Raw genomic sequence first — 26,740 nt, 5'->3', positions numbered from 1 at the left:
GATCAGCTCCGCCGGGCTCCGTGGTCCTTGCCGCCCTGGTCCTTATGGTCTTTCTGGCCCTGCCGGCGATGGCGGTGACGCCGCCACACGCCGTCATCGGCCATCATATCCGTCAGCAGGCCTTCCCGCAGGCCGCGATCCGCGACACGCATGCGGCTGGACGGCCAGCGGCGGCGGATAGCCTCCAGAATGGCGCAGCCCGCCAGCACCAGATCGGCGCGATCCGGCCCGATACAGGGATTGGCGGCACGGCTTGCATAATCCCAGGACAGAAGTTTCGCCTGCATGGCGGAAACCTCCGCATCCGTCAACCACAAGCCATCGACGCGGCGGCGGTCATAGCGCGGCAGGTCGAGATGCACACCGGCAAGCGTCGTGACGGTGCCGGACGTGCCGATCAGATGGAAATCCTCCTCGCCACCCGCGCCTGCGGCAGCGGCAATCGGCGGGCAGTCGAAACCGTCGAGCATGGCCGCCACCTCCGCCGTCATCGCCTCGAAGACGGCGGGCGTGACATCGCGTCCGCCATGCCGCTCGGAAAGCGTCACCACGCCGACGGGCAGCGATGTCCAGTGGGTGATGTGGTTGGCAAGCCGTGTCGAGCGATTGTCGCCGATGCGGATCACCGCGATCTCGGAAGAGCCACCGCCAATGTCGAACAGCACGATGGACCGCGTCTCGCGCCCCACCAGCGAGGCACAGCCGGAGACGGCCAGCCGGGCTTCGGTTTCCCGATTGATGATTTCAAGCTCCAGCCCGGTTTCCTGCCGGACCCGGCGCAGAAACTCCTCGCCATTTGCCGCCGCCCGGCAGGCTTCGGTCGCGATCAGCCGTTTGCGGCGCAAAGTCAGGCCGGACAGCTTGGCGGCACAAACCTTGAGCGCCTCGACCGCCCGGTCCATCGCCTCCTGCGACAACCTGCCGGACGTGCCAAGGCCTTCGCCGAGACGCACGATCCGGGAAAAGGCATCGACCACGCGAAACTGGCCGGGACGGGTCGGCTGGGCAATCAGGAGACGGCAATTGTTCGTGCCGAGATCGAGCGCGGCATAATAATCGCCACCATGCTCATCGCCAAAGGCATCGTGGCGCGGGAACGGACGATGATGATGCTCCGCCTTTGCCCGATCACGCCCCTGGCCGCGCTCGGCATGAGCGTCCTGCTTGGCGGGTTTCGGTCCGGTGGGCGGTGCATAGCTTGCGGCAGGACGTGCAGCTTCCACAGCCTTGCCGGGCGCCAGGGGCCGCACCTGTGCCGCCTGCCTGCCCTGCCCGCCACGCCGGCGCCGCTTGCCGGATTTGGCCTCGGCACCCTGCGTGGACACACGCTGCGCCTCGGTGCTCGCAACAGGCTGCACCGATTGGATAGCCCCTGGCTTCCCACCGCTGTTCTTACGACGTCGCTTGCGCTTGCGCGCAGGCGTCTGCTCATCCTGCTTGACGGGACGCCGATCCGGCGCGGCCGCGACCGCGCGATCTTCGGATAGGGGTTTAGGCGGCGGCGAAGCTTTACGCCCCCTCCGCTTCCCCCTGCCGCGCTTTTGAGCCTTCTGCTCCGCACGGCCTTCCTTCGACGCCCCCGAATATGGCGGCTTTGCGCCGCTGCCGGGGTCTTCCACGTTTGTTTTCCATCGCAGCCGCGCAAAGCCATGAAGGCATGCCGCAGGCGCAGTTCGATTTTCGTTGGTAAAATTGTAGCAGCACCCTTGCGCTTCTCCAAACGCTTTTTCCCTTGGCCTTCCTTGAGGATCAGGGGACCTGGCAAAGCCTGTGCAAAATTTTCAAAAACCTATTTGCAATCCCCGAAGTTTTGGTTATAAGCCGCCCACCAGACGACGTGAACGTCTCACTGGGGAATAGTTCAATGGTAGAACGACGGACTCTGACTCCGTTAATCTTGGTTCGAATCCAGGTTCCCCAGCCAATTCTCCCAAAAATCCTTGATTCTCATGTTTTTCCGTCGTGCCGGATCCCGTTTTGGCGTCATCGGCGACCTGATGCCCAAAACTGATGCCCAAAGGTGATGCCCCAAGCTAAAATCGGCATTGGGTGACCTTCGGGCCTGATACAGGGTCTTCGTCATGGCAGTCCGCCACGGGGTCGAAAATCTCATCCGCCGGGGAAACATCTTCTACTGGCGGCCGCGCATTCCAGCAGCCTTCATTCACTGCCGTCCTGGCAGCCGCCTTTCACTCAGCCTTCACTGTTCCGACCATAGAAAGGCTCAGATCATCGGCCGGAAGCTCAACACGCGGCTGGCCGAATTGAAGTTGAACTCGAAAGAAAAGATGTCCAAGCTACAGCTCCAGAAACTGTTCGAGCATGAGCGCGACAAGGAGCTCGAACGACTTGACGACATCAACACGCTGGCAAGGCGCAATGGGCGTGGCGGCAATGTCGAGGAGATGGAACTCGATCTGGAAGCAGGCTGGGCCTACCAGCTCCTGGCAAAGTTCGGAACGCGCGTGGATCTGTCTCTGGAGAATGACTGCGCGGGTCTGGCCTATCTGTTGAACAATGGCGTGCCGGCATCGCATGTCGATGCCATCAGGGCAAACTATCGCGGCGAGCTGACCGTAGCGCGCAGCCCTGGCTTTGAAGACGGCATCCGACGGCTGATCTACCAATTCGAGATCGACGACACCGCCGCCAATCGCCAGCGCGCCATGTCAAAAATCTTCGAAGGTCGCGCCGCTGCCCTTCTTGATATCGAAGAGCGCCACGAACTGGTGGACAAAAGTCGAAGCGAATTCACGGGCGGCGGAAGAGCCGTGACGCGAAATGCCGAGGTCACGGAAGCCGAACCTCCGCCCCCAGACTCTGATCCTTCACCGCCGTCTTCGGTTGTTGAACGACCATCCGCATCCGCCCTGACTGCCGCGCCAAAAGATCCGGAAATCGCCTACCTCGACCTGACCCCGCGCTCAGCCACGAGCAAACAGGCCACGCCGAAAGCTTCGGATGCCGGGCAAAGGGTGGTCCCCGTTTCGGACTTCGAACAGGAGTCTGACAAGCTCATTGCCAATATGGGCAAAGAATGGACGGCGGAGACTGCCCGTGATGCCAAGGCTCTTGTGCGCATGTTCCAGTCCGTGCTTGCTGAACATGATATCGAGCATTCCGGGCAGATCGAGCAATATCACATCGGCCTGTTGCGCCAGCACTTCAATGACATTCCAACCGACTGGGGCCGCAGCAGCCGGATGCGGGTGATGTCGGCGCCGGAACTGCGCGCCAAGGGCCAGGAGATGCGCCGAGCGGCGGAAGCATCCGGAACAAAGCCGAAGGTCGGCCTTGCCGCCGCGACGATCCGCAAGCACCTTGGGAACCTGCAGCATTTTCTTAAACACCTGAAAGGTCACGGGTTCGAAATTGAGAGTTGGACCTTCGAAGGGATCCGGCCGAGAAAGCCCAAGGCTGGCGATATTCGTCAGCAGCAATACAAGCCGAAGCCGCAGGATATCGTTCCGATTTTCGCAAGTCCGATCTATAGGGGCTCTCTGGATCATCTGCGGGGAAAGCGGAGAAAACCGGGCAGCCAAGTCTTCCACGATTCGCTTTACTATCTGCCCATCCTGTTCACGTACCTCGGCCCTCGACGCAAAGAGTTCGCAGGACTTTCCGTCGACGACATTGCGAAGGACGAGGACGGATATGTCATCCTCCTTCGCACCAATGGCATCAGGCGATTGAAGACCGCGCAATCAAAAAGACTGCTGCCCATGCCCGACGAATTGATCCGATTGGGCTTCCTCGATTACTATCAGGCGATCAAGGGACTAGGCTACGAAGCTCTCTTCCCGGACCTCTTCTCGGACAAGACGGACAACGACCCGGGCGATCGGTTCTACGACACCTTCGTTCCCGTAATGCAGGGAGCGCTTGGCGAGAAAATGTGGTCGCGCGCTATTCACGCGCTTCGGCATGGCATGGCTGATACGCTGAAGCAGGCGGGCGTCTCGAGGGAGGTGATCGATGACATTTCCGGACGGCTAAGCGAGGGTAGCGAAACGAACACACGCTACACCAATCCGGCAGGCCTTCCGCTGATGCGCGAGGCCTTGAAGCACTATCCTGTCATCACCGCGGGCATCGAGCGAAAACCATTGCAGCTCCTCCCTTGGGTCGAAAACAGGCAACCACCGCCATGGGCACGTGCAGGCAAGAAGGGATGAAACCGAGGCGGAAATAATTTCCGCACCTTGCCTCGCTTCATGGCGCAGCAACACGACGGGTGCGTTATCGCGCTCTGGAAAATCGATTCAGAATCAAACGGCGTTTTAAGAAGTAATGGGGGGAGCAGGTATCCAATGAGCAAACGCCGTTTGGCGCGAGACCGTGGGAAGACGACGGCGGAGGACGTCGCATGGCCGATAGAGTGACGGCTCACGTCTCCCGTTGATTTCGGTCCGGAAAGAGCAGATGGAGCTTCCTACGGAAGGGAAGCCCACCGGACCGGTATTTGGCGACGAGGTCATCGAAGACGGCATCGCATTCGCGCTCATCGAAGCCCTGCTCGGTCAGCATGGAGACGATCACGCCCTGGAACGTCTCAAGCTCGGCCTCCTGGCCCTTGTCCACGGCGCGGCGGATCAACCAGAACAACGCCACCCTTGCCACGTCGTCCCGGTCGGGACGCCGGGCCTGCCTGTTGGCGTCGCGAAGCGCCTTCTGCCGCTGCCTTGCCGCTTTCAAGTTCATTGCCCGCCCTCCCGCTCCTCTGCCTCCTCCATGGTCGAGGGACCGGCTGACCGGCGCAAGCGCCGTTTGGCGGAATCGGATTTCCAGAGTTGAGAATCGGTGGCCTGGAACCTTGAATCAAAAGACCGCAATTTGCCTCAATGTGCGGGCACGTCATGTCGCGTCGACACCGGTCAACCTGAGGCAAACGCCGTTGCTGAATCAACCTCCTCGACCTTTGAATCAAGAATCCAGACCACGGAATCAAATGAGCGCAATTTGTCTCAGATTGCGGGCGACTTGAGATCAGTCGTCCGCAATTCAGGCCGACCCGAGGCAGATCAGATGACATCATTGCCTTGGCGCCGGGCGTCGTTTTGTGCAGGTGGCATGCTGTCAGTTTTCAGCCTTCCGATCACCCTGCCTCAGAAGCTGCGTCACAGCACCTCCATCCATGGCCTGGGCGTCGAACAGGGCCTTGATCAGGGCATCGAGCCTGTCCCTGTTCTCGCCCAGAACGTCGACCGCCCTCGCTAGTGCCTTTTCCAGTCGTGCATGAATGCGGGCCGCGAGATCCGGATTGCTGTCGAGCACGGCGGTCGGGTCCTTGTCGTCACGATACAGCAGCGGCTGGACGGCGCCGAAGCCGAGGGAGCGCTCCATGGCGAGCGCCAGCCTGGTTGCTCGCGCCAGATCGCTGTCCTCAGTGCCGCCGGAGCCCGATGAGATCGCACCGACCACAATCTGTTCGGCTGCCCGTCCGGCCATGAGCATGGCAAGCATGTCCTCGCGATAGCCGAGCGTATCGCTGCCGGACGCGGTGAAGCCAAGCTGGCTATAGCCACCGCCTCCGGGCGTGTCGATGTTGAGGCCATGGATCGGGCCGAGCCGCAGCGCATGATGGACGACCGCATGTCCGGCTTCGTGGATCGCGAACCGCCAGCGCAGATCGTAAGGCACCTGCGGCCGATCCATCCGGATGCCTTCCTCAAGATCGTCGAACCGGATCGACCGCTTTTCCCGTCGGGCTTTCAGCCGTGCCTGGCGAACGATCCGTTCGATGTCGGCGCCGGTCAGGCCCATTGCCCTCGTTGCCAGCCGCTTTAACACCGACGCGGCCGCCTCAGGGGTGCCCGGTTCGATATGCTTCGATGTCGTTGTCATGTCGTCGTTCCTTCCCGGGTGCCACCTGAGCCGTGTTCATCACTGTCTCTGTCAGCATCATTTTCTGGTGGCGGTGGGCCTTCATGCGTTCCCGCGGCGTCCGCCTCCACTTCGTCGTGAGCCCCGCCGTTCAGTTTTCCAGCATCGCCAACCAGCACCGCCAGATCGTCACCGAGATGATGCATGAAGATGGCCGCAAGCGTTGCCATGTCGGGCATGGGGATCTCGATATGCGTCTCCAGCCGCCCGGAGCGTTTGATCGCATCATCAATCTGGTCCGGCCGATTGGTGGCCCCGACGATGATCAGCCCTTCGGATTTCACGGCGCCGTCCAGCAGTTCGAGCGCCTTGTTGACCACCGTATTCCAATAGTCAGCATATTCACGCTCTGCCGGCTGCCGCTTGCCGATGCCGTCGATCTCGTCGATGAACAGAATGGACGGGGCAATCGCGCGGGCTTCAGCAAACGTCTTGGCCATCTTGGCGATGACATCGTTGAGGTGGCCGCCCTGCAGCCAGGTCGAGACTGACGTCACGACCAGCGGCACCTGCAGGCTGTTGCACAGCGCTCGCGCAAACGTCGTCTTGCCGGTCCCGGGCGGTCCATGGAGCAGAAGCTTGGTGCTCATATCAGACCAGGCGAGAGCCCCTGCCCTGTGATCGGCGAGATCAGCCTTCAGATTCAGCGCCCAAGTCTTGGCCTTGCCGTACCCGGAGAGCGTCTCGACCATCAGCGACGGGCGATCGTCTTCCCCTGGGCCACAGGGCTCCGGCTGGATGACCTCGGCACCCGACGGCTTGTCACGCTTCCATCCGCCGCCGCTGTCTTTTCCGGAAGAGGATTTCTCCGGCGACGCGTCCTGTTTCGACTTCGAGGATTTTGTCGTGGCCTTGGATGGTGGTTCATCGTCGTCATCATCGCCGTCGCGAGCGGCAACACGATTGCGCTCGGTCAGCGAGGCCAGCACGTCGATCACCTCGGACGCGCCGCGACCCGGCCGGAACGCCAGCACCACGTCGTCGATGGTCAGATAATGCGCGTCATAGGCATTGGTCCATCGGGTGAGCGCCGCCAGACCGGTGTCACCATACATGGCTTCGAACATCATGCTGACAAAGGGGCAGTCCAACCAGCCGCCCACCAGGGCGACATCGGCGGCAATGCTGATCTCGGATGGGATGTGCTGTGCCGTCTCCGAGATTGCCACAACCGGATAATCCCGCGTCAGCGCATTGACCAGCCGGCGCTGCAGCGTGGCGCCCGTCAGGCGATGGACCGACTCGCCGATGAACTGGATATAGGGACGCCCCGTGCCGTCGGCGACGACGAAGCTGCCATCGTCATAGACATAGTCACCGTCGATGCCGTTCGGAACAGCCCCGGGGAGAAAGCCCGGCAATTCGATCAACCGCCGCATGGCCCGTTCGAAGCCGAGCACGGGTGCGTGCAGGCAGATCACGGGCGCCGTCAGATTAATCGTGTGGACAATCCTCGCAAGTGGCATGCGCGTGTTTTCGATCGCGCGGGCCAGCACCAGGGCTGCAACAACATTGCTGACCAGCGGTGCCCTGCCCGCCCGGCCAACGAGGCCGACGGCATAGGCACGGCGTTTGTGATCGATTGCAACGGCATGATCCTCGGCTGTCACCTGATCGGGCCGGTCTAAGGATGGCAGCAACGCTGGCGACGCCTTACCTTCAGTCACCACAATGTCGGACTGCTGAGCCGGCGGCAAAAGATAGGCCGCGAAGGTGCGGCGGATCCAGGCGAGGTCCCGATCCCGATCACCACCCAACCGATCGGTATCGAATGCGGGACTGTAGCGGCGCAGGAGATGACCATCGACCTCGACGATCTTCGCAGACAGAAGCCCATTGGCATGAGCATTGCGCTGGGCTTCCCGGCGTGCGACACGGTCGAGACGGCGCAGCAGAAGACGGGCGAGTTTATTCATCGGCCTTGCCCTCCGTCATCGCGGCAATAATTGCCGTTTTGGGACCGGATGATCCCGCCTTCACCGCCGTGCGTTTCTTCAAGCTCCCCAGCCCAGCCCGGCGACGTTCCCGGATCCTGCGACGAAGGGGACGGGGCTCGGCTGGACTCGGATCGTCTGTATCCGACTGAAGCGGAGCCACGAGATCGCGGTTGCGGTGCGCGAGCCAGTCGAGCAGCAAGCGGCAGGCGGGATTGCCACGCTCGGCCTGCGCCTGCAGTCGGCTGATGACCGTGTCCGGCACGGTGCCGGTCAGACCATCGCCCTGCCTGACATGACCAAGGGTCAGTCCGATCAAGAAGGCCGGATCGTCAGCGAGCGGATCATGACGAGCAGGTCCGGGATAGCGGAGGACGGTGCCATGCGAACGATGGCAGACAGGGTTCAGTGACGTCGAGGACGATTTGATCGCCTCGCAGCGGATGCGCGGCGGCACATCCGGGGTGATGTCGGAAGACATGGAAACTCCTTCGCCGAACCACGCTCGGGTCCAGCGTCAATGAGAGATGGAATGGGAAAGCCGCAGCCTTCAGGCCTGATGGTCACGCATGGCGGTCGACATCAGGCGCCTGACGGCAAGCGTCAGGGCGCGGCGGTCAGGCCATCAGGCAATAGGCATCAACGGCAGTCGGATGACGTGCTCGATCAGTGCCGAGGGCGCCGGGCAAAGCCAACCCGAACAAACATGGGGACCGGTTCATCATCCTCGGTTTCATCGGCGTCGCTGAAGCCGTCATCATCGAGGCGATCACGCAGATCGTCATCGTCGCAAGACCGGGCTGCCAGATCTTCTTCGTAACTCCGGCTCGGTCCATTGAGGTTGATCCGCGGATCGAGCGCCGCGGTCACAGCCGTGCTCATCGCTGCCGGAACAATGACAGGCGCCTTGTCCAAACCAAGAGCCTTGCGCGCCTCGGCCTCGAGAAGCTGCTGCACCCGGATACCGAAGCGCAGGCGCAGTTCGGCCATGCAGGCGGCCACACCATCGATCTCCAGCAGGTCGTCGAGTTCGGAGAGCGCCCAGATACCAGTGGCATGATCGCTCGGTCGGCTCGCGCCGTCGACGATTGCCACCTCGACCGCATCGACCATCAGCCGCTTCTGGTTCTTGTAAAGCCAGTCCGGCAGAACCATGGCCGACGCCATCATCTTCAGCTTCAGTTCCTCAAGACGGCTCGTGTCGCCATAGGATGCGAGCGACCGTTTGACGTCGAGGATATAGGCCGTGTGCCGGGCACGGTTCACGATGATGAGGTCGGGCGTGTAGCTGCTCTTGGCCGGGGCCTCGCAATCGAGCTTCACGCCATCAAGGCTCGACCAGTCGTTTCCGGCCACTGCTTCCATGGCGGTCTTGACCAGCGGGAGCTTTAGCGACTGGGTCAGAACGAGGATGTTCGGATTGGCTTTCGCCAGCCGTTCGACCGCCTGCTCCAACAGTTTGCCTTCGCGGAACGACACCGCCCGCACCAGCGAGGCGATGTGGACATAGTGGCCGAGGATCGCGTCCTCGATCGGTTCGCCGTCGGCAATGGCGGCAATGGCGCGGTCGATCAGCAAATCGAGATCGGCTTCGACGTCAGCGAAGCGAACCAGATGCGGGTGACGGCGCAGCACCGCCGGTTCGCGAACCGCAGTCGGAGCCGCATTGCGGCCAAAGCCGAACGGGCGCGGGCGGGATCCGGACGTCGCAGCGGCATCGGCCGCGTTGATCGTGGAACGGAGAACTTCCCCATAGGGAACAGAAACGGTATTCGTGCTCATAGCCCGATTCCTTCTTAGACAAGGTTGACGGTCAGGCCCTTGTCGATGTTGGTAGCATCGGCTTGGGCCGCTTGTTCCGGCCATCCGGAACGTCCCCAACCTGGCAGGACCGGCGCTCGGGCTCAAGGACCCGGACTGCAAAAAGAGAACGAAGCCGGTACAAGGTTAACGCCGGGCTCACGGCGATTTCCAAACCGAGGCCGACTGAGCGCCTGCGACAAGTGCGAGGCAACCGCCTCAGCGATCAACGTGTCCGATCGACGCCGCCATTGAGAAAGGGCCGACAAGCGGCCCTCTCGATGGTGATGGAAAGGCCGGACATCCAGCCCTCCAGTTTTCGTTCCCGCTTCATGCCGCAGTCGTCGGTGGCGAAGTCCGCTTGACCTTGTCCATGAACGCCGGGCGCTGAAAGCGCCTCTCAGGCTTGGCAAGCGCCTCGGCCACCGAAGGGATGGCGTCATCGTCAGATGCGGGCACCTTGAAGTCGCCGGTCATGATGGCGGCAAATCCATCCGTGAGCGTTGCGAGGTTCTCCTCCAACGACGGCCTGCTCAATGCCTTTGCCTTAGGCGAGGCCGAGGTTTTAGCCGGGGCCGAAGTGTCCGCGACAACCTTGGCAGAAGCGACCACGCCCTTTGCAACATCAGCCTTGACCTCCGGCCTGGTCGCCTCGTCTTTCTCGGGCGCCGCCCAGTTCAGCAGCGGCACGACCTCGATTTCCAGCCAGGTCCGAAGCTCGGCCTTATCGGGCCAGGAGGTCTCGCTGCCCATCTTGTAGAGCAACCGGCTGACCTTTTCCCAACCGGATTTTTCAGGCAGTACCGTAACCGTTGTGTCATGCTTGTCGTTCGGATGCGGCCTAACGAACTGGATGAGGCTTTGCAGCTCGCGGTGCGCGAGGCGTGCCGTAAGGTGGGTTTTCGCGGCGAGATCCTTCTTGACGATGTTGTTTTTGGGCAAGGCCTCCAGCACGTGGGTGCGGATCTCCTCGATATGCCCAACAAAAGATCTCATGCCGTCCCGTACCTTGATGGCGATGATCGCCTTAAGCCCAGCAGGCCCACCGACATCGTACGGATCGATTTCGGGCTTCTCCTCAATGTCCTCCTTTGACCCGGACATGATCCCCGTGACATCCTGAACCCGCAGACGGCCGGTCTCACGAGCCAAGTCGATCGCCTGCTCGATCTGCTCCGGCGTTGCGGCACTCAGCTTGCCCAACACCGTCGGTCCGACGGCAAGCTGCACAAAGATCTCCTTGTAGTAAGCCAGGTTACGGTGAATCGCGCGCTGTGTGCGGACATGGCGCGCTGTGTAGCCGCAGCATTCGACGGCCCATTTTTCCAGTGTCCCTTCCGGGAGCAGCGCGGCCGCTTTTTCGAGATGCTCGCCGCGCTCGAAGGCCTCTGAGGTCGAGCGGCGTGTCACGCTAATGAGGAAGGTAGCTGTATCTTCCAGCTTATCTTTGATGTCCTCTGCAATCGAGTTGGCTGCGTAGAAGGCATGGGCGGCGGAAGCGAAAGGGGAGGCTTTTGTATTCGTCACAGTCTATCTCCGTGTGATGTTGCGATCGTAAGGTTAATCGACCTTACCCCACTATTATCTCACAGTATTACAAAAATTAAACCAAACTATAGTTTTGCAACAATTGCTTACCAAGATATAAACTTTAAGCAATACTATATTTACTTCGAAATGGCCGTCGCCATGGCCTCTTCAGAAGAATCTTGCTTTCCGTCGAGCCAAACAACATTTGCACTTAATGCGAGTGTCGACTCTGGCGCCTCTGGCCTTCGACCACAAAAACCACGCCCCTTCCAACAACCCGCCGGGCCTGGTAGCCAAGTGGACCGGTGACGTTATATGCGTGGAAGAGCGCACTCATGGCGAAGGCAATTCTGACCACCAAGGTCGATCCGACCTATGACGACCTTCCGGAGCAGCGGTATCATTTTCCGCGCACCTATCTGCGTCAGGTCGAGGCCGCGCGCGGTGACTGGATCGTCTATTATGAGCCACGACGGCCAAGCGGCGATCTGATGAAGACCGGTGGAAAGCAGGCCTATTTCGCGACGGCCAGGATCGTTGATATCATCGCGGATCCGTCGAAGGCGGATCACTTCTACGCGCTCATAGAGGACTTTCTGCACTTCGATCATGCCGTGCCGTTCAAGGAGGCCGACCACTATTATGAGAGCGGTCTTCGCAAGGAGGACGGTTCAACGAACAAGGGCGCATTCGGGCGCGCCGTCCGCAACATCCCGGACGATGAATACGACCTCATCCTGGCTGCCGGCTTCGCGCATGTGCTCGGGCGACGGGATCGCGAACGCCCGGCGCCCGATCCAGCCGAAGAAGCGCGCCTCGGCTTTGGTGACAATCCGCAGATGCCATACGAGATCGACAGCGTCGACCGCCAGATCGTGGCTCAGATCGTCCAGCGTCCTTTCCGGGACAGGGCGTTTTCCGTGGTGATCAAGGCGGCCTATCACGATACGTGCGCCGTCACGGGCCTCAAGCTGATCAATGGCGGCGGGCGCTCGGAGGTCCAGGCTACACACATCCGCCCCGTTGCCGACCGCGGCCCCGATAGCGTCCGCAACGGCCTCGCACTCTCCGGCACCGTCCACTGGATGTTCGACCGCGGCCTGATCTCTGTCGATGACGACTACAACCTGCTGATCGCGAGCGGCGGCGTGCCGGATACCGTCACGCGGCTCATCAATCCCGAGCGGCGCCTGCTTGTACCGTCACGCCCGGACGAGCGGCCGCATTCGCAGTTCCTGCAGTATCACCGCGAGAAGGTGTTCAAGGGGTGAGCCTACGGAAATGATTTCCGCGGGAGTCTGACACCGAATTCACTTGTCGGGCGGCGCGTAAAATAAATCGATCATCTCGCTTGTGTAGTCGCCACTATTGTCATTGAATTTCACGCGAATGTCTGGGTGCTCAAGGACGCTCACTGTTTTCTCACCGCCCATTGCAACAAGCTCCACCATATACGGTTCGTCACCACAGCCGCAGATGACGCGGCTTTGCATCGTGAGAACCGAGTCGCGATCTTCCTGCTCGGCTATATCGTATTGAATATCATCAATTTCTGCTTGGATCTCAAAGCCCTCGCAACGAGGGTTTGGGCACGTAAACTTGATATCCAGCATTATAATGGTCTCTTTCTAAAATTCGGCGCTTCCTACAAGCCACAACCTTTTGTATTTGCAAGTACCCCTATACAAGTCGGAAATCATGACTTGGTAAATGAAACGCCACTAAATCAGAGGCGCTCTATCGTTGACGACAGCTCTGGATTGCCGAGACAGGAAAGTTGAATATTGTGGGCAATCCTGGGACGTTCGAATAGAAGCGACGGTCTGAGCCGAAAATGAGCGAATGAGCATTGAGAACGTGAGCGTACAGGAACTGAAATCTGCCCTCTGGGACGCAGCCAACACGCTGCGTGGATCGGCTGTCGATCGGACCGATTGGAAGGGCTACATCCTTCCACTGCTATTCTTCAAGCGGATCTCGGATGTCTGGGACGAGGAGACCGAGGAAGCTCGCGAGGCCTATGGCGAGGCCGATCCGTCAATGTTCCCGGAGGTGCACCGATTTGTCCTCCCTGAAGGGTGCCACTGGAAGGACATTCGACAGGTCGCCACCAACGTGGGGTCGGCACTTCAAAAAGCAATGCAGGATATAGAACGGGCGAATCCTGAAACGCTTTATCGAGTCTTTGGATCGGCTGATTGGGGCAACAAGGAAAAGTTCAGCGATGAGCTGTTGAAGGACCTGGTCGAAGGATTCACGGAGATCAAGCTCGGCAACAAGGCGGTAACCACCGACGTCCTAGGCGACGCCTATGAATACTTGGTTGGCAGATTTGCCGACGTGACCCGTCGAAACAAGGCAGGCGAGTTTTACACGCCTCGAAGCGTTGTGCGGATGATGGTCGAGATCCTCGACCCCCTTGAAGGGGAGAGCATTTACGATCCCGCCTGTGGTACCGGCGGTATGCTGCTCGGAGCGATAGAGCACGTCATCCGCAAAGGCGGCGACCCTCGGACGTTCTACGGCAAGATCTATGGCCAGGAGAAGAATCTGACTACTGCGGCCATTGCAAGAATGAACCTTGTCCTTCATGGAATCGAGGATTTTGAAGTCGCTCGTGAAGACACGTTGCGCAACCCGGCCTTCACAGACTCCAGCACCGGCGGCCTCGCCACTTTCGACTGTGTCATCGCAAACCCGCCGTTCTCACTCAAGGAATGGGGCCGCGATCTATGGGAAGCCGACCCTTGGGGCCGCGCCTTGTACGGCATCCCTCCGGAGAGCTATGGCGACTATGCATTTGTTCAGCACATGATGGCTTCAATGGCATCATCAGGAAACAGCCGCATGGGCGTCGTCCTGCCGCAGGGCGCGCTGTTCCGTAAATCGGCCGAAGGCTCGATCCGGCAGGCCCTGCTGGAAAAGGACATGGTCGAGGCGGTCATTGGCCTTGCGCCGAACCTGTTTTACGGGACGCAGCTGGCTGGGTGTGTCGTCATCCTGCGCCGCAAGAAGCCCGAGGCCCGCAAGAACAAGGTACTGATCGTCGACGCCTCTGGCCTGTTCCGCAAAGGCCGGGCGCAGAACTTCCTCGATCAGGAGCACAGCGACCAGATCGTCGCCTGGTACCGCACATTCGAGGATGTCGAGGATCGCGCCAAGGTGGCGACGCTGGACGAGATCAAGAAGGAAGGCTGGACGCTGAACATCTCGCGTTACGTCCTGCCGCCCATCGGCCAGGACATCCCGCCGCTTCCCGAAGCCGTCGAGGCGTTCAAGACAGCGCTGGCCGACGCCCGGGCGGCCGAGGACCACCTGCGCAAGGTGCTGGTCGAAGGAGGGTGGCTGCAATGAGCGGGCTGACACAGCGCGAACTCGAAAGTTATCTCTGGGGCGCCGCCACCCTGCTGCGCGGCCTCATCGATGCCAGCGACTACAAGCAGTACATCTTTCCGCTGTTGTTCTTCAAACGTCTGTCCGACGTCTGGGACGGGGATTATCAGGACGCACTCGATGAAACCGGCGACGAGGGCTACGCGACCGCCACCGCCAACGACCGCTTCGTGATCCCCGAAGGCGCGCATTGGAACGACGTGCGCGCTGCACCGCGCGATGTCGGGCGGGCGCTGCTGTCGGCCTTCCTCGCCATCGAGGCCGCGAACCCGGAGCGCCTTCAGGGCGTCTTCGGCAACGCCAACTGGACCGACAAGGCCCAGATGCCGGACAGCACGCTGAAGAACCTGATCGAGCACTTCTCCAAGCACGACCTGACCCTTGCCGCCGTGCCCGAGGACGAGCTTGGCAACGGCTACGAATACCTGATCAAGAAATTCGCCGACGACAGCGGCCACACCGCGCAGGAGTTCTACACCAACCGCACCCTCGTCCATCTGATGGCGCAGATGCTGGAGCCCCAGCCGGGCGAGAGCATCTATGACCCGACCTGCGGCACCGGCGGCATGCTGATCTCGTGCTTGGCCGAGGTGAAGCGGCGTGGGGGCGACATCCGCACCACCGGCCTGTATGGGCAGGAACTGATCACCATCACCGCCGCCATCGCGCGCATGAACCTGGTCATCCATGGCGTCGACGATTTCCACATCGCCAGCGGCAACACGCTGGCCACGCCTGCCTTCGTGCAGGGCGACCGGCTGCGTAACTTCGACGTGGTCTTGGCGAACCCGCCCTATTCCATCAAGAAATGGAACCGGCGCGCGTGGGAGCAGGATGCCTGGGGGCGCAACTTCCTTGGCACCCCGCCGCAGGGGCGGGCGGACTACGCCTTCTTCCAGCACATCCTGACGTCGATGCACCCGAAGACCGGGCGCTGCGCGATCCTGTTTCCGCATGGTGTCCTGTTCCGCAACGAAGAGGCCGAGATGCGGCGCAGGCTGGTCGAATCCGACCGGGTCGAATGCGTGCTGGGGCTTGGGCCCGGGTTGTTCTACAACTCGCCAATGGAGGCCTGCGTGGTGATCTGCCGGTCGCAGAAGTCCAAGGCGCGCAAGGGGCGCATTCTGTTCATCGATGCGGTGGCCGAAATTGCGCGCGAACGGGCGCAAAGCTTACTGCGCCCTGAGCATCAGGCGCGCATCCTGTCGGCCTATCACGCCTTTGCCGATGATCCCGGCTTTGCTGCGGTGGCGGAGGTGGCCGATGTTCTGTCGGCTGACGGCAACCTGTCGATTGCCCGCTATGTTAAGCGGCCCAAGGCGGCGGTGGAAGGCGGTGCCACGCTGGCGGCGACCTGGGCGGCGTTTGATGGCAACGGGCGCGAGTTCTGGACCGGCATGGACGCGCTGGTGGACATGCTCGATGGCCTGACGCCTGCGGAGGATAGCGATGCTTGATCGGCCGATTTCGAGGGCGGGGTGGACGCGCGTGGCCTTTGGCGACGTAGTGCGCCTGTCGAAAGCGCGAGTGGCTAACCCCGAGGCTGCCGGGATCGAACGTGTGGTCGGGCTGGAGCATATCGAGCCCGGCGACCTGCGCATCCGGCGCTGGGGCGACGTGGCCGATGGCACGACCTTCACCACGCTGTTCAAGCCGGGGCAGGTTCTGTTCGGCAAGCGCCGCGCCTATCAGCGCAAGGTAGCGGTAGCGGATTTCGAAGGGGTCTGTTCTGGTGACATCTATGTGCTGGAACCTTCGAACGACCGGCTGCTGCCAGAACTGCTGCCGTTCCTCTGCCAGACCGATGCCTTCTTCGATCATGCCGTCGGCACTTCGGCCGGGTCGTTGTCGCCGCGCACCAACTGGACCAGTCTGGCCAGCTTTGAGTTCCTGCTGCCGCCGATCCAGGAGCAGGCGCGGTTGGTGGAGGCGCTGTCGGCGAACGAAGCTGCACTGAATGCCTGTCATCTTGCGACGGAAAGCGGCGAAGAGCTTCTGCGCTCGATGCTCATCGAGGCTATTCCGCCGGTCTCAACGGCAAAGACCCGCGGCTTGCCCCTTGTTAGGTTCGGGGATGTGGTCGCAATTCTCGATCCGAACCCATCGCATCGCTATCCGGACTATGTCGAGGAAGGGGTTCCGCTAGTTTCAACGCAGGACTTCGTTGGCGAGGATGGCTACGATTATGCAGGATGTAAACGCGTTCCCTCCCCAACATTTGCTGAACAGAAAGCAAGATGTGGCTTTGATGAGCACGACGTCGTATTTGCTCGAAAAGGCGTCTTGGGACTCTCGCGATATTACGGTCGCGATGAAAAGTGTTTCTCACACACCATTGTTATCATGAAGCCGAGAGGTGCCGAGATTACGCGTGAGTTCCTTCTTTGGTTGACCAGATCAGCTTCGTTCATGGGTGAGATTCAGCGCTCAATGAACAGCAACAGTGGCGTTCCTACACTTGGTATTGAAACCATGAACGCAGTGCAGGTGCCGTTGCCGAGTGTAGCTGAGCAGAAACTTGTCGTGGGTCAACTCGAGACTGTGAATCAGGCGCTTGGCCAGCTCCGGAGCCGCAGGGTCTCCCTATTTGCACTCAAAAAACATGGGCTCTCTGAATTGGCGGGGCATAATTGATGACCTTCACCGAATCCAACACCGTTGAAGCCCATCTGCGCGACCTTCTCGCGGGTGGGGCCTCAGCCCGCCCGGCGCAGCTCTCCATCGGCCTCGCCCGCGCTGGCGGCAAGATCGCGGGCCTCGGCTGGCATTACGTCGCCCCCGCCGACCTTCCCCGCCAGCCGCAAGAGGCGCTGGTTGAACCCAATCTGCGCGACGCCCTGATCCGCCTGAACCCCGACATCGCCGCCAACCGCGGCCGGGCCGATGACGTGCTCTACCGCCTGCGCGCCATCGTGATGGGCGCGCGGTCGGATGGTCTGGTGAAGGCAAACGAGGAATTTGCCGCGTGGCTCTTGGGCGAACGCTCCATGCCCTTTGGCGCGAATGGCGAACACGTCACCATCCGCCTGATCGACTTTGATGAGATCGAAAAGAACAGCTTTGTCGTCACCCAGCAGTTCATCATCCGAGCCGGCAAGACGGAAAAGCGCGCCGATCTGGTGCTGCTGGTCAACGGCATTCCGCTGGTGCTGATCGAGGCAAAGACGCCGGTGCGGTCCAGCCAAAGCTGGCTCGACGCCGCCATCCAGATCCATGACGATTACGAAAAAAACGTGCCGGAACTGTTCGTGCCCAACGTCTTTTCCGTGGCGACCGAGGGCAAGGAGTTCCGCTATGGCGCGGTCCGGATGCCGGTCGACATGTGGGGCCCCTGGCGTGACGGTGACGGACCGCAGACGATGGGCGCGGTGGAAAAGGCCGCCACCTCGATGCTGCGCCCGGCGATGGTGCTCGACATGCTCGACAGCTTCACGGCCTTCGCCACGCAGAAGGGCAAGCACCGCATCAAGATCATCGCCCGCTATCAGCAGGTGGATGGCGTCAACAAAATCGTCGCGCGTGTTGTGGCGGGCCAGCCGCGCAAGGGGCTGATCTGGCATTTCCAGGGGTCGGGCAAATCGCTGCTGATGCTGTTCGCCGCGCGCAAGCTGCGGCTGCACCCGGCGCTGAAGAACCCCATGGTGCTGATCGTGGTGGACCGGATCGATCTGGACAGCCAGATTTCCGGCACCTTCTATGCCGCCGACATGGCCAACATGGTGCGCACGGAAAGCCGCAAGGAACTGGCCGATCTTTTGGGCAAGGACGCGCGGAAGGTGGTGATCACCACGATCCACAAGTTCGCCGAGGCCGACGGCGTGCTGAACGACCGCGACAACATCATCGTGCTGGTCGACGAGGCGCACCGAACGCAGGAAGGCGATCTGGGCCGCAAGATGCGCGAGGCGCTGCCCAACGCGTTCCTGTTCGGCCTGACCGGCACGCCCATCAACCGCGCCGACAAGAACACCTTCTACGCCTTCGGCGCTGACACGGACGAAGGCGGCTACATGAGCCGCTACGGCCTGAATGACTCGATCCGCGACGGGGCGACGAAGGAGCTGCATTTCGAGCCGCGGCTGGTGGACCTGCACATCGATCAGAAGGCCATCGAGGAGGCCTATGCCGAGCTGACGCAGGGTCTGACCGACGAGGACCGGGATCGGCTGGGCAAGGCGGCGGCCAAGATGTCGATCCTGGTCAAGGCACCCGAGCGCATCCGCGCGATCTGCGGCGACATCGCCAAGCACTTCCAGGAGAAGGTCGCCCCGAACGGCTTTGGCGCGCAGGTGGTGACCTTCGACCGTGAAAGCTGTCTGCTCTACAAGCAGGAACTCGACCGCCACCTGCCGCCCGAGGTTTCGGACGTGGTGATCTCGGTCAACAGCGGCGAGCCGGAATATGCGGCCTTCAAGCGCGACCGCGATGCCGAGGAAAAGCTGCTCGACCGGTTCCGCGACCCGAAGGACCCGCTGAAGATCATCATCGTGACCTCGAAGCTGCTGACCGGCTTCGATGCGCCGATCCTGCAGACGATGTATCTGGACAAGCCGCTGCGCGACCACACGCTCTTGCAGGCGATATGCCGGACGAACCGTCCCTATGGCGAGCAGAAGACACATGGCCTGATCGTCGACTACCTCGGCATATTCGACGACGTGGCGCAGGCGCTGAAGTTCGACGAGGAGGGCGTGCAAAAGGCGGTGTCGAACATCGCCGAGCTGATCAACGCCCTGCCGACCGCCCTGCAGAAGTGCCTCGCCTATTTCGCGGGCGTAGACCGAAGCCTGACTGGCTACGAGGGCCTGATCGCCGCGCAGGAATGTATCCCGAACAACGACTTGCGCGACGCATTTGCGGCCGATTTCAGCGTTCTGGCGCGCATATGGGAGGCGCTGTCGCCTGATCCGGTGCTGACGCAGTACGAGACCGATTATCGCTGGCTGGCGCAGGTCTACGAATCCCTGAAGCCCTCCAGCGGCACAGGGAGGCTGCTTTGGCATCGGCTGGGTGCCAAGACCATCGAGCTGATCCATGAAAACGTACATGTGGATGCGGTCCGCGACGATCTCGATACTCTGGTCTTAGATGCCGAATTGCTTGAAGCTGTGCTTGGCAATCCTGATCCTGAAAAGAAGGCCAAGGAAATCTCGGTCAAGCTGGCGGGTCGCCTTCGGAAGCATGCAGGAAATCCGAAGTTCAAGGCGTTGGGTGAGCGCTTGGAAGACCTGAGGAATCGACACCAGCAGGGACTTCTGTTGTCGATCGACTTCCTGAAAGAGCTTCTGACGCTGGCACGCGAGGTCGTGCAAACCGAGCGAGAGACGCCCGAGGAGGAGGAGCTTGATCGCGGAAAGGCGGCATTGACGGAGCTCTTCGAAGACGCCCGAAACGGCGATACGCCTGTAATGGTCAAACGGGTCGTGGATGACATCGACGAGATCGTGCGGGCAGTCCGCTTTGATGGATGGCAGGTAACGCACGCTGGCGAGCGCGAGGTGCGAAAGGCTTTGCGGCAGACGCTGTTCCGTTACAAGCTTCACCAGGATCAAGAGCTATTCGAGCGAGCCTATGGTTACATTCGGGAATATTACTGAGCGGGAAGGCATTTGATGAATCCGACGATATCAACAGAAACGCTTGTTGAAGAAATAAGTAAGGCGGCATTCACCGGAAATGCTGCCGCGTTTGTCGGCGCGGGCATCTCCACTCCTTCAAAGCTTCCGAACTGGATGGATCTGTTGCGTCCGTTAGCGGAACCTATGGGGCTGCAGATCACGGAGGATGACGACCTTCCAGGGATCGCTCAATATATCGTCAACATGTCTGCTGGATCTCGCACTTCGTTGTTCGCTAGAATAAAAACCGCAATCAAACAGTCGAAGTCAAAACCAAATCACTACCATCAGTCGCTCGCCCGGAGCGCGATCGATTTGGTCTGGACTACTAACTACGACGATCTTTTGGAAACGGCCTACCCGGTTGGCGCTCCTGTTGTCCATTCGAGAGACACAGACATAGCGCACCACCATGAACCGGGGCGACGCGAAATTATTAAGGCGCACGGATGCATAAATCGCTCCTCTGCGGATGAGCTCGTCATTACGCGTGAAGATTTCGAAGATTATTTCGTGAAACATCCACTGATGGCGGAGCGACTGAGAAGCGATCTTCAGCGAAAAACATTTCTGTTCGCAGGCTACGGCTATGGTGATCCTAACATAGCAAGCATTTTGGTCGAGGCGCGAAGGCTGGCGCACAAGGTGCCGAAACAGCGTTACATGCTTCAACGGAAGGCTGACCCGAGCAAAGCTCCAGATGCCATTCAAAGGCAACAACAGTGGGCCATGGACCTGCGGCGAATAGGAATTGACTGCGCCATCGTAAACAACTTCGATGAGTACGCGGATGCTTTGGATAGCATTGCACTCAGGTCCAGAGGCCCAACGATGTATGTTACCGGTGGTCATACCGCAAACAGCAAATTGGCTGAAGAAGTCGGCAGAGAGCTAGCCAAGCGAACCGATGTTTCAGTTGTCTTGTTTGATGGACAGTCCACAGGCGCAAGCAGGAGCTTTATACAGGCGTTTGTAGATCAGGCAGCCAAGGATAGGATCGATTTCCGAGAGCGGATTCGGTACTTTCCCAATCCTTATGCACAAGTTCCCGCTCTCTCAAATGATCCCGAACTCTTGCCTCGCCTCAAGGAATGGCGGGCTGAGATGCTTCGATCGGCTAATACCGTCTTAGCCTTCGACGGAGGAATGGGAACTCGGGCCGAGGTCGAGCTTGCTGCTGATCTCGGGTGCAACATCTTGCTGTGCGCAGAAAACAGCGCGGGTTCGTCTGCTGGTCTGGCCCAGATCGCGCATATCCGGAAACTCCTTCCAGATGACCACGAGTACCTAAGCTCCACAGACAGCGGAACTCCGATGCAGCCTGCAGAAATAATCGACCTTGTGTTAGCAAAAATGCCTCAGTGGAAAAGTTGGTGACGCTTGTTTTTCGTCCAGATGGTGCTGCATTAGACGTTGGTCCCGGAAAGCCAACTCGCGTCAACGCGTTGATCGGTGCCAGCCATCGTCGCAACGTTTCTGACCAGCTTCGCAAACTCGAGGCATTGCGTGCAACAGCCGCGCCATGCCAGATCGTTTCCGATTTGAGCATTGTCCAAAACAACCCTTCCATTTGGAAAGCAATACTAGATTTTGGGTACTTCGCTGCGACGTTACCGATTTACACGGTCGAGCCTCGTCAACAGGGCATTGACGAACTAGAACTACTAGATCGAGTGAGGGAACAGGCCGAAGGTGGGGTTGGCATCATCACCATTCATCCTACCCCTACCCAGGAAATCATTACTCAGGCACAATCTCGATTAGTGCCATTTACTTCCAGAGGCGGAGGCATTGTCATCAAAGACCTTGCGGTCTCGCGACGCCGGGAAAACGTTTATGTGCGCATATTGCCTGACATCATTGCTATCTGCCTGAAGTATAAAACCACGATCAGCCTTGGAGCTTCGTTCCGGTCTGCCAACATCTTCGATAGCGCCGATGCTGCACAGATGTCCGAAATCAGACTACAGCTCGAACTAGCCCAACAGATAAAGCGTGAAGGGGTTGGGGTCATCATCGAGTCGCCTGGTCATGCGCGGCCCAGTTCGATTGCGTTAATCGCGGACGCACTTTCATCAAGTGGTGTCCCAATTATGCCCTTAGGACCAATCCCCACAGACGTTGCCGTAGGGCAAGATCATGTTTCGTCCGCAATTGGAGCTACACTCATGGGCTTGAAAGGCGCCGCTCACATATTGGCTGCCGTCACCCGAGAAGAACACACGGGCAATATCCCGACAATTCCCTCGACAATCGAAGCAGTCAGGGCTGCGGCTATAGCCGCCCACGTGATCGACATAGAGATGCTCGGAGCGATCGATGAAGATCTAGCAATAACTGAGCGGCGCGCTGCCACACGCACCTGCGTCGATGGAAAGGTTAGCAAAGGGTGCAATCGATGCGCCGCCAAATGTCCGCTTTACGCAGTGTAAGGCGGAAATTATTTCCTCAATACGTCCGCGCAACATTTGCGATTAGGCAGTCGCATCGCCCACCAATGTGTTTCAGGTACCGCTATTACGTTCTGCTCGGTGAGCACCCACTACCGCTTGTCAGTCCACGAGTCGATCAAGCGCACTGGCCTCAAGTTCAGGAATTTCCGCGGCCGTCACCATCTCCCATAGCCGCGCGACCCGGCCGATTTCATGGGTCGTCGTCGTTACAAAAAAGCGATCTCGAGCACGAGAAGCTGCCACGAAAAAGGCCAAGGCTTCCTCATCCATGTCCGCGCTTGAGAAAAATCCGTCGTTCTGAAGATGAAGAAAGAATACTGTATGCGCCTCTAGCCCCTTGCTCTTATGAACAGTCATGAGCTTTACTTGATTTCTGCCCTGGAACTGCGTGATCGCCTCCTGCCAAGTCTCTGCCGAGTCTGCACACTCCTGCAGAAACTTGATGGTTGCGGTTTGTATGGCGGCGAACCTAGCAGGATTTGAATAATCTGGCGCCAGTTGTGAAAGCGTAGTCGTCCCGAGGGAATCGAAGATGGCCGTTGCAACGCTCTCGGCCGTGGTCCCTGACGGAGCGTTGGCCGTAGCGGCTCTAGCGAGCTTAACCGCCTCTCTGATCTTCTGCTCCACCTTTAGTTCGGCAGCCGGCCTGTCGTCCTGGTTACCAAAGATCGGACCGATCATGTTGCGTAGCCTATGGAACGGGGCGCCATTCCGGTCATCAATTGCCATCTGGAGCGCACAGATCACAACATCTGGTAGCGGCTCGGTCATCAGTTCCTGGATTTGAATTTCTCCTAGGGATCGCGCTTCGTTGCGAAGCGTGAGGCCTTCTTCGACAAAGGCGAACGCAAGGTTTTCCTCCAGCTTGTCTGCTCTTTGCCGCGCGAGAAGCATGAAGTCCTCAGGTTTGTACCGGCCGGAACCGACCGCCGCTGCGATCGACTTGGCGATAGCAGTGGCCTCTTCCCTCGCGTTCGGGAAATGAATTGCGCCATCTGTGAGGCGTGGAACGTCAGCTTCACCGCGTGCAGAAGTTACCGGGACTGCGTCAGGTTCTATGTCTGTTGCCATCGCATTTACGATCGCAACAATCCTTGGATTGGACCTGAAATTCGCGGTCAGAGCGATGACATCCGCGCTAAAATCTTGTGCAAATTCCTGGAAGATGCCGGATCTGGCTCCTGCAAAAGTCATGATTCGCTGCTTGCTGTCACCGACGGCCGTGATCACCGCGTCAGATCCCAGGAAAGCTTGCTTCAGCAACGCATACTGCAGTCCAGTCGTGTCCTGGAATTCGTCGAGAAACAAATGAGAATAGGTCATACGCAGTGCAGACTGCACATTAGGATTATGAGCCAGGATCGTCATTGCCAAGGTGGAAATCATTCCGAACGTTAGCTGGTGGGTTCGGTCCTTTCTCAGACGCGCTGCCCAATAATGAAGGCCCGCTTGATTAGAGAAATCATCTTTCTTGGGATTGAGCGGCAGCGGTCCCGGTTCGGCGGTTAATGTCGCGTGACCACGCTCGAGCCCCGTTGCGCTTATTGAAATATTGGCATCTCGTCGAAGGCGGCCAGCGAAATCATCCCAGTCCTGCCAACGTGGCATTATTACTTCATAGTTCCGCTCCGGCCGGCACCATTCCGGAAGCGCCGAACGGAATCGGTCGACGATGCTCTTGGCAAAGGCGTCGAAGGTGTAGCTCTCCAGACGCAGCCCAAGATCTTCACCCGCCCGTGCAGTCACACGGTCCTTCAGGTTTTTTGCGGCATCACGCTTGAAGCTGATCGCGAGAATCCTTCGGGGTGCCTTGCAGGTGTTCGTTTCGAGAAGATAGCTGGCGCGTTGTGCCAGAAGCTCAGTCTTTCCCGCACCGGGACCTGCAACAATGGCTGCGCTTTTATCACTCTTAACAACGTCCAGGGCTGCAGCGTCTAGGTTGATACCATTTCCCGGATGCCATCGGGCTCGCTCGATGATCGACACTAGAAATCTCCCCGGATGTATGGAGAAAGCAGATCCTGGCAACGTCCAAACATGGCTACAAGCGGCTCGGGGCAACCGGCTTTCATCTTATCACTAGAGATATTCGATAGAGCCTCGACGTGGGAGACCGGCTTACTGTTCGACTTGAACAAGGCGTCATACTGCGCCAGTTCTAAGGCAGAGAAGCGATCCGCAGCCTGATAGGCGTCCAGGCCAGAACCATCTTTGCCGAAAACGGATTTCTTGTAGCTGTCGGCGTCATCCGGCGTATCAATCGACGCGACCTTGCCATAGCTGTCCGGGTAAGATTTGACCATCATCATGTCTAGGTCGAGTTGGCTCGAGTAGAAGACATTGTTGAAGCGAAGCCATGACATCCAGAAACCAACGTCGATCCCTGTAAGAGAGTCCCATTCCCCAGCTTTTCGGGGGCGAGGAAGTGGCGGTGCATTCACACCGATCTTCTCGAGCTGGTCTGCCGCGTATTTCAATCGCCTCGGCCCAGCTCCTGAACGCCCGAGATCGTAATCAAGAAGGGTTACATAAGGGATCTTTAGACCGTCCAGCAAACGCCAGAAGTGATTGACATGTCTGCCTCCCAGTGGAACGAAGGCAACAAAAGCTGGATCCAGATCCATCTCGGGATCGAGTGATCGCGCGAGTCGTGGTAGCACAATTTCTTCAGAGCGCCCCTCGCCCAGTATCACCAAGCGGGCAAAATAGAGTTCGGGATGGCTCGCGACCGCTTCCTGGATAAATTTTCTGGCGTCAGAGTCGGATCCAGGCAATGGAATCTCCTTCACGCGAGACGTAAGCGTGAGTGGATCCTGACGTACATAGCGCACCTGGTTGGGATCCACCCTACGCAAAGCGCTGGCTGAATGCGTCGTAAGAATCGCCATGACGGATTCGCTCTGTGCCTGCTCCCGCATCAGGTTGACCATTCGCGAGAGGTAGAAAGGTGCCAAGTGGTTTTCAGGTTCCTCAAGCGCAATAACCGTGAGCCAGGGCCGCGCGACTTCAACGGCGAGGAATCCCTCTGGCTTCGTGCGGGTAAGTTCGTCATCAAGCTTGAAAAGCGTCACAACGATCGCGATGTAGAACAGTGATGCTTGCCCCTCGCTAAGTTCTTGCACAGACCTGTGTCGCCCACCAGGTCCCGGTCCGAGCGTTAATGAAAGCTCGCGAAGCGCCCGCTGAAGCTCCCGAGCGAGGACAGTTAAGCGAGGAGATCGAAGGTGACGACCTTCAAAAAGCCGGCCCCAGTTTATTGAAAGTTCTTCGCTGATCTTTTTGATGGCGGGCATAGCGTCAAACATGTTCTGCAGGGCTTCCCACTGCTTAGCCATCGACGCTCGACCGCCTTCCCAGTCCCCATGACGTTCAAGCCAGTTGAGCATTTCTCGAAGAGCGAGCTTCAGTATCGCATTACTGTCTCGTGTCGCGGGAAGGTATCGGATCTGGAAGCGTCGGCGATCGTTAGCAGAGAAGGGAAGCTTGGCAATGTCACGTTCTCCGAACGGCACGTCATCCAGGCTGGTGATCCAGAACATTTGCGAGCTAATATCGTCCTCGTCTATGCCGTAGATCCAACGCGCCTCCAATCGAATCCTTGCTTTGAGGGGTTGGCCGGGGCCGGATGATGACATCGCCCGAAAGATTTCGGGCACTGAATCCGCCTTGTCCTTATCAATTCCATCGCTCAGTTCGGGAAATGCCAGTATGACTTCGATCTCAATCTCTCTCCTGTCGACGGACCGAATCTGATCATCCGGCAGGCCAAGCTCGCCCGACTGATCGTCAAGCTCGTATTCCGAGCTTGCATTGGCATCCTCGACCGTACCAGGTGTTTCATCCGGGCCGAAATGGACGTCCTCACGCGTCAAACGGCGGTCGGTCTTCCGCACGGGTTGCAAACAGCTTCTGTAGGGCGGCAATTATCGCCGTCTTTCCGGCCCCGTTTGCGCCGACTACCGCGGTGAGTGCAGGATCGAATGAAATGGTCTGCGCTTCATCTCCAAAGCAACGGAAATTCCGAAGCCTCAAACTCTCAATATGCATAAGACCCTCAGCGAACTCAGTTGACGTCAGCGATTCCATACAACCACCTAAAGCAGTGGCATGCAATTGAAGGGGGACACAA

General features: G+C 59.3%; 19 protein-coding genes and 1 tRNA gene. 9 read left to right on the top strand and 11 right to left on the bottom strand.

The genetic code is table 11. The features are described from left to right. Nucleotides 1-2 precede the first annotated feature (2 nt). A complete protein-coding gene (locus QO005_RS06110) occupies nt 3-1,619 on the bottom strand; it encodes a Ppx/GppA phosphatase family protein (protein WP_307157115.1) in 1,617 nt (538 codons plus the stop codon). Nucleotides 1,620-1,850: 231 nt separating this feature from the next. Here QO005_RS06110 and QO005_RS06105 point away from each other — a divergent pair. After that, a tRNA-Gln gene (locus QO005_RS06105) sits at nt 1,851-1,924 on the top strand. Nucleotides 1,925-2,081: 157 nt separating this feature from the next. Then, nucleotides 2,082-4,175 carry a site-specific integrase gene (locus tag QO005_RS06100; protein WP_307157114.1) on the top strand — a complete coding sequence of 698 codons (2,094 nt, stop codon included), beginning with the start codon at nt 2,082-2,084 and terminating at the stop codon, nt 4,173-4,175. Nucleotides 4,176-4,386: 211 nt separating this feature from the next. Here the strand turns inward: QO005_RS06100 and QO005_RS06095 are convergent, their stop codons facing one another. The 6 genes from QO005_RS06095 to QO005_RS06070 form a co-directional block, all read right to left on the bottom strand. Then, nucleotides 4,387-4,701, bottom strand: a complete 315-nt coding sequence (locus QO005_RS06095) for a hypothetical protein (protein WP_307157113.1) — start codon at nt 4,699-4,701, stop codon at nt 4,387-4,389. A gap of 375 nt (nt 4,702-5,076) precedes the next feature. Next, the gene (locus tag QO005_RS06090; protein ID WP_307157112.1) at nt 5,077-5,844 is read right to left on the bottom strand and encodes an ATP-dependent metallopeptidase FtsH/Yme1/Tma family protein; all 768 of its coding nucleotides are present in this window, start codon (nt 5,842-5,844) and stop codon (nt 5,077-5,079) included. Next, complete coding sequence (locus QO005_RS06085; protein WP_307157111.1) at nt 5,841-7,799, bottom strand: ATP-binding protein; 1,959 nt, start codon at nt 7,797-7,799, stop codon at nt 5,841-5,843. Before QO005_RS06085 ends, QO005_RS06090 begins: the two co-directional genes overlap by 4 nt. Then, the gene (locus QO005_RS06080; protein WP_307157110.1) at nt 7,792-8,298 is read right to left on the bottom strand and encodes a hypothetical protein; all 507 of its coding nucleotides are present in this window, start codon (nt 8,296-8,298) and stop codon (nt 7,792-7,794) included. The genes QO005_RS06085 and QO005_RS06080 overlap by 8 nt, the downstream gene beginning before the upstream one ends. A 185-nt stretch (nt 8,299-8,483) precedes the next feature. Further along, nucleotides 8,484-9,599 (bottom strand): hypothetical protein, encoded by a 1,116-nt coding sequence (locus QO005_RS06075; RefSeq protein WP_307157109.1) that lies wholly within the window; start codon nt 9,597-9,599, stop codon nt 8,484-8,486. Between the two features lie 348 nt (nt 9,600-9,947). Beyond that, complete coding sequence (locus QO005_RS06070) at nt 9,948-11,144, bottom strand: hypothetical protein (protein WP_307157108.1); 1,197 nt, start codon at nt 11,142-11,144, stop codon at nt 9,948-9,950. A gap of 338 nt (nt 11,145-11,482) precedes the next feature. Between QO005_RS06070 and QO005_RS06065 the strand changes: the two genes are divergently transcribed. Then, complete coding sequence (locus tag QO005_RS06065) at nt 11,483-12,418, top strand: HNH endonuclease (protein WP_307157107.1); 936 nt, start codon at nt 11,483-11,485, stop codon at nt 12,416-12,418. Between the two features lie 39 nt (nt 12,419-12,457). Here the strand turns inward: QO005_RS06065 and QO005_RS06060 are convergent, their stop codons facing one another. Then, nucleotides 12,458-12,760, bottom strand: coding sequence for a hypothetical protein (locus tag QO005_RS06060; protein WP_112515049.1), 303 nt, complete (start codon nt 12,758-12,760; stop codon nt 12,458-12,460). 229 nt (nt 12,761-12,989) lie between these two features. On the opposite strand from QO005_RS06060, the gene QO005_RS06055 reads away from it, so the two are divergent. From QO005_RS06055 to QO005_RS06030, 6 genes are read left to right on the top strand one after another with little or no spacing between them, the layout of a single operon-like run. After that, nucleotides 12,990-14,501 (top strand): type I restriction-modification system subunit M, encoded by a 1,512-nt coding sequence (locus QO005_RS06055; RefSeq protein ID WP_307157106.1) that lies wholly within the window; start codon nt 12,990-12,992, stop codon nt 14,499-14,501. Then, entirely contained in the window at nt 14,498-15,997 is a 1,500-nt protein-coding gene (locus QO005_RS06050; protein WP_307157105.1) for a type I restriction-modification system subunit M, read from the top strand. Before QO005_RS06055 ends, QO005_RS06050 begins: the two co-directional genes overlap by 4 nt. Next, nucleotides 15,990-17,174 carry a restriction endonuclease subunit S gene (locus QO005_RS06045; RefSeq protein WP_307157104.1) on the top strand — a complete coding sequence of 395 codons (1,185 nt, stop codon included), beginning with the start codon at nt 15,990-15,992 and terminating at the stop codon, nt 17,172-17,174. The genes QO005_RS06050 and QO005_RS06045 overlap by 8 nt, the downstream gene beginning before the upstream one ends. After that, on the top strand, nt 17,174-20,137 hold the full coding sequence (locus QO005_RS06040) for a type I restriction endonuclease subunit R (protein WP_307157103.1): 2,964 nt from the start codon (nt 17,174-17,176) through the stop codon (nt 20,135-20,137). The genes QO005_RS06045 and QO005_RS06040 overlap by 1 nt, the downstream gene beginning before the upstream one ends. 15 nt (nt 20,138-20,152) lie before the next feature. Continuing rightward, nucleotides 20,153-21,535, top strand: a complete 1,383-nt coding sequence (locus QO005_RS06035) for an SIR2 family protein (protein ID WP_307157102.1) — start codon at nt 20,153-20,155, stop codon at nt 21,533-21,535. Further along, nucleotides 21,532-22,590: a phosphomethylpyrimidine synthase ThiC gene (locus QO005_RS06030; protein ID WP_307157101.1), complete on the top strand. Its 1,059-nt coding sequence runs from the start codon at nt 21,532-21,534 to the stop codon at nt 22,588-22,590. Before QO005_RS06035 ends, QO005_RS06030 begins: the two co-directional genes overlap by 4 nt. A 120-nt stretch (nt 22,591-22,710) precedes the next feature. Here QO005_RS06030 and QO005_RS06025 read toward each other — a convergent pair whose 3' ends face one another. The 3 genes from QO005_RS06025 to QO005_RS24200 are packed head-to-tail and all read right to left on the bottom strand — an operon-like array spanning nt 22,711 to nt 26,658. Then, on the bottom strand, nt 22,711-24,597 hold the full coding sequence (locus QO005_RS06025; protein ID WP_307157100.1) for a UvrD-helicase domain-containing protein: 1,887 nt from the start codon (nt 24,595-24,597) through the stop codon (nt 22,711-22,713). Beyond that, nucleotides 24,597-26,504: an ATP-dependent nuclease gene (locus QO005_RS06020; RefSeq protein ID WP_307157099.1), complete on the bottom strand. Its 1,908-nt coding sequence runs from the start codon at nt 26,502-26,504 to the stop codon at nt 24,597-24,599. The genes QO005_RS06025 and QO005_RS06020 overlap by 1 nt, the downstream gene beginning before the upstream one ends. Next, the gene (locus QO005_RS24200; protein ID WP_370878015.1) at nt 26,473-26,658 is read right to left on the bottom strand and encodes an AAA family ATPase; all 186 of its coding nucleotides are present in this window, start codon (nt 26,656-26,658) and stop codon (nt 26,473-26,475) included. The genes QO005_RS06020 and QO005_RS24200 overlap by 32 nt, the downstream gene beginning before the upstream one ends. Nucleotides 26,659-26,740: the final 82 nt, after the last annotated feature.

Source organism: Allorhizobium paknamense (genome assembly GCF_030815125.1).
In the GTDB taxonomy this organism is placed as follows: Bacteria; Pseudomonadota; Alphaproteobacteria; order Rhizobiales; family Rhizobiaceae; genus Allorhizobium; species Allorhizobium paknamense.
This window is presented reverse-complemented; position numbering and strand designations above follow the sequence as displayed.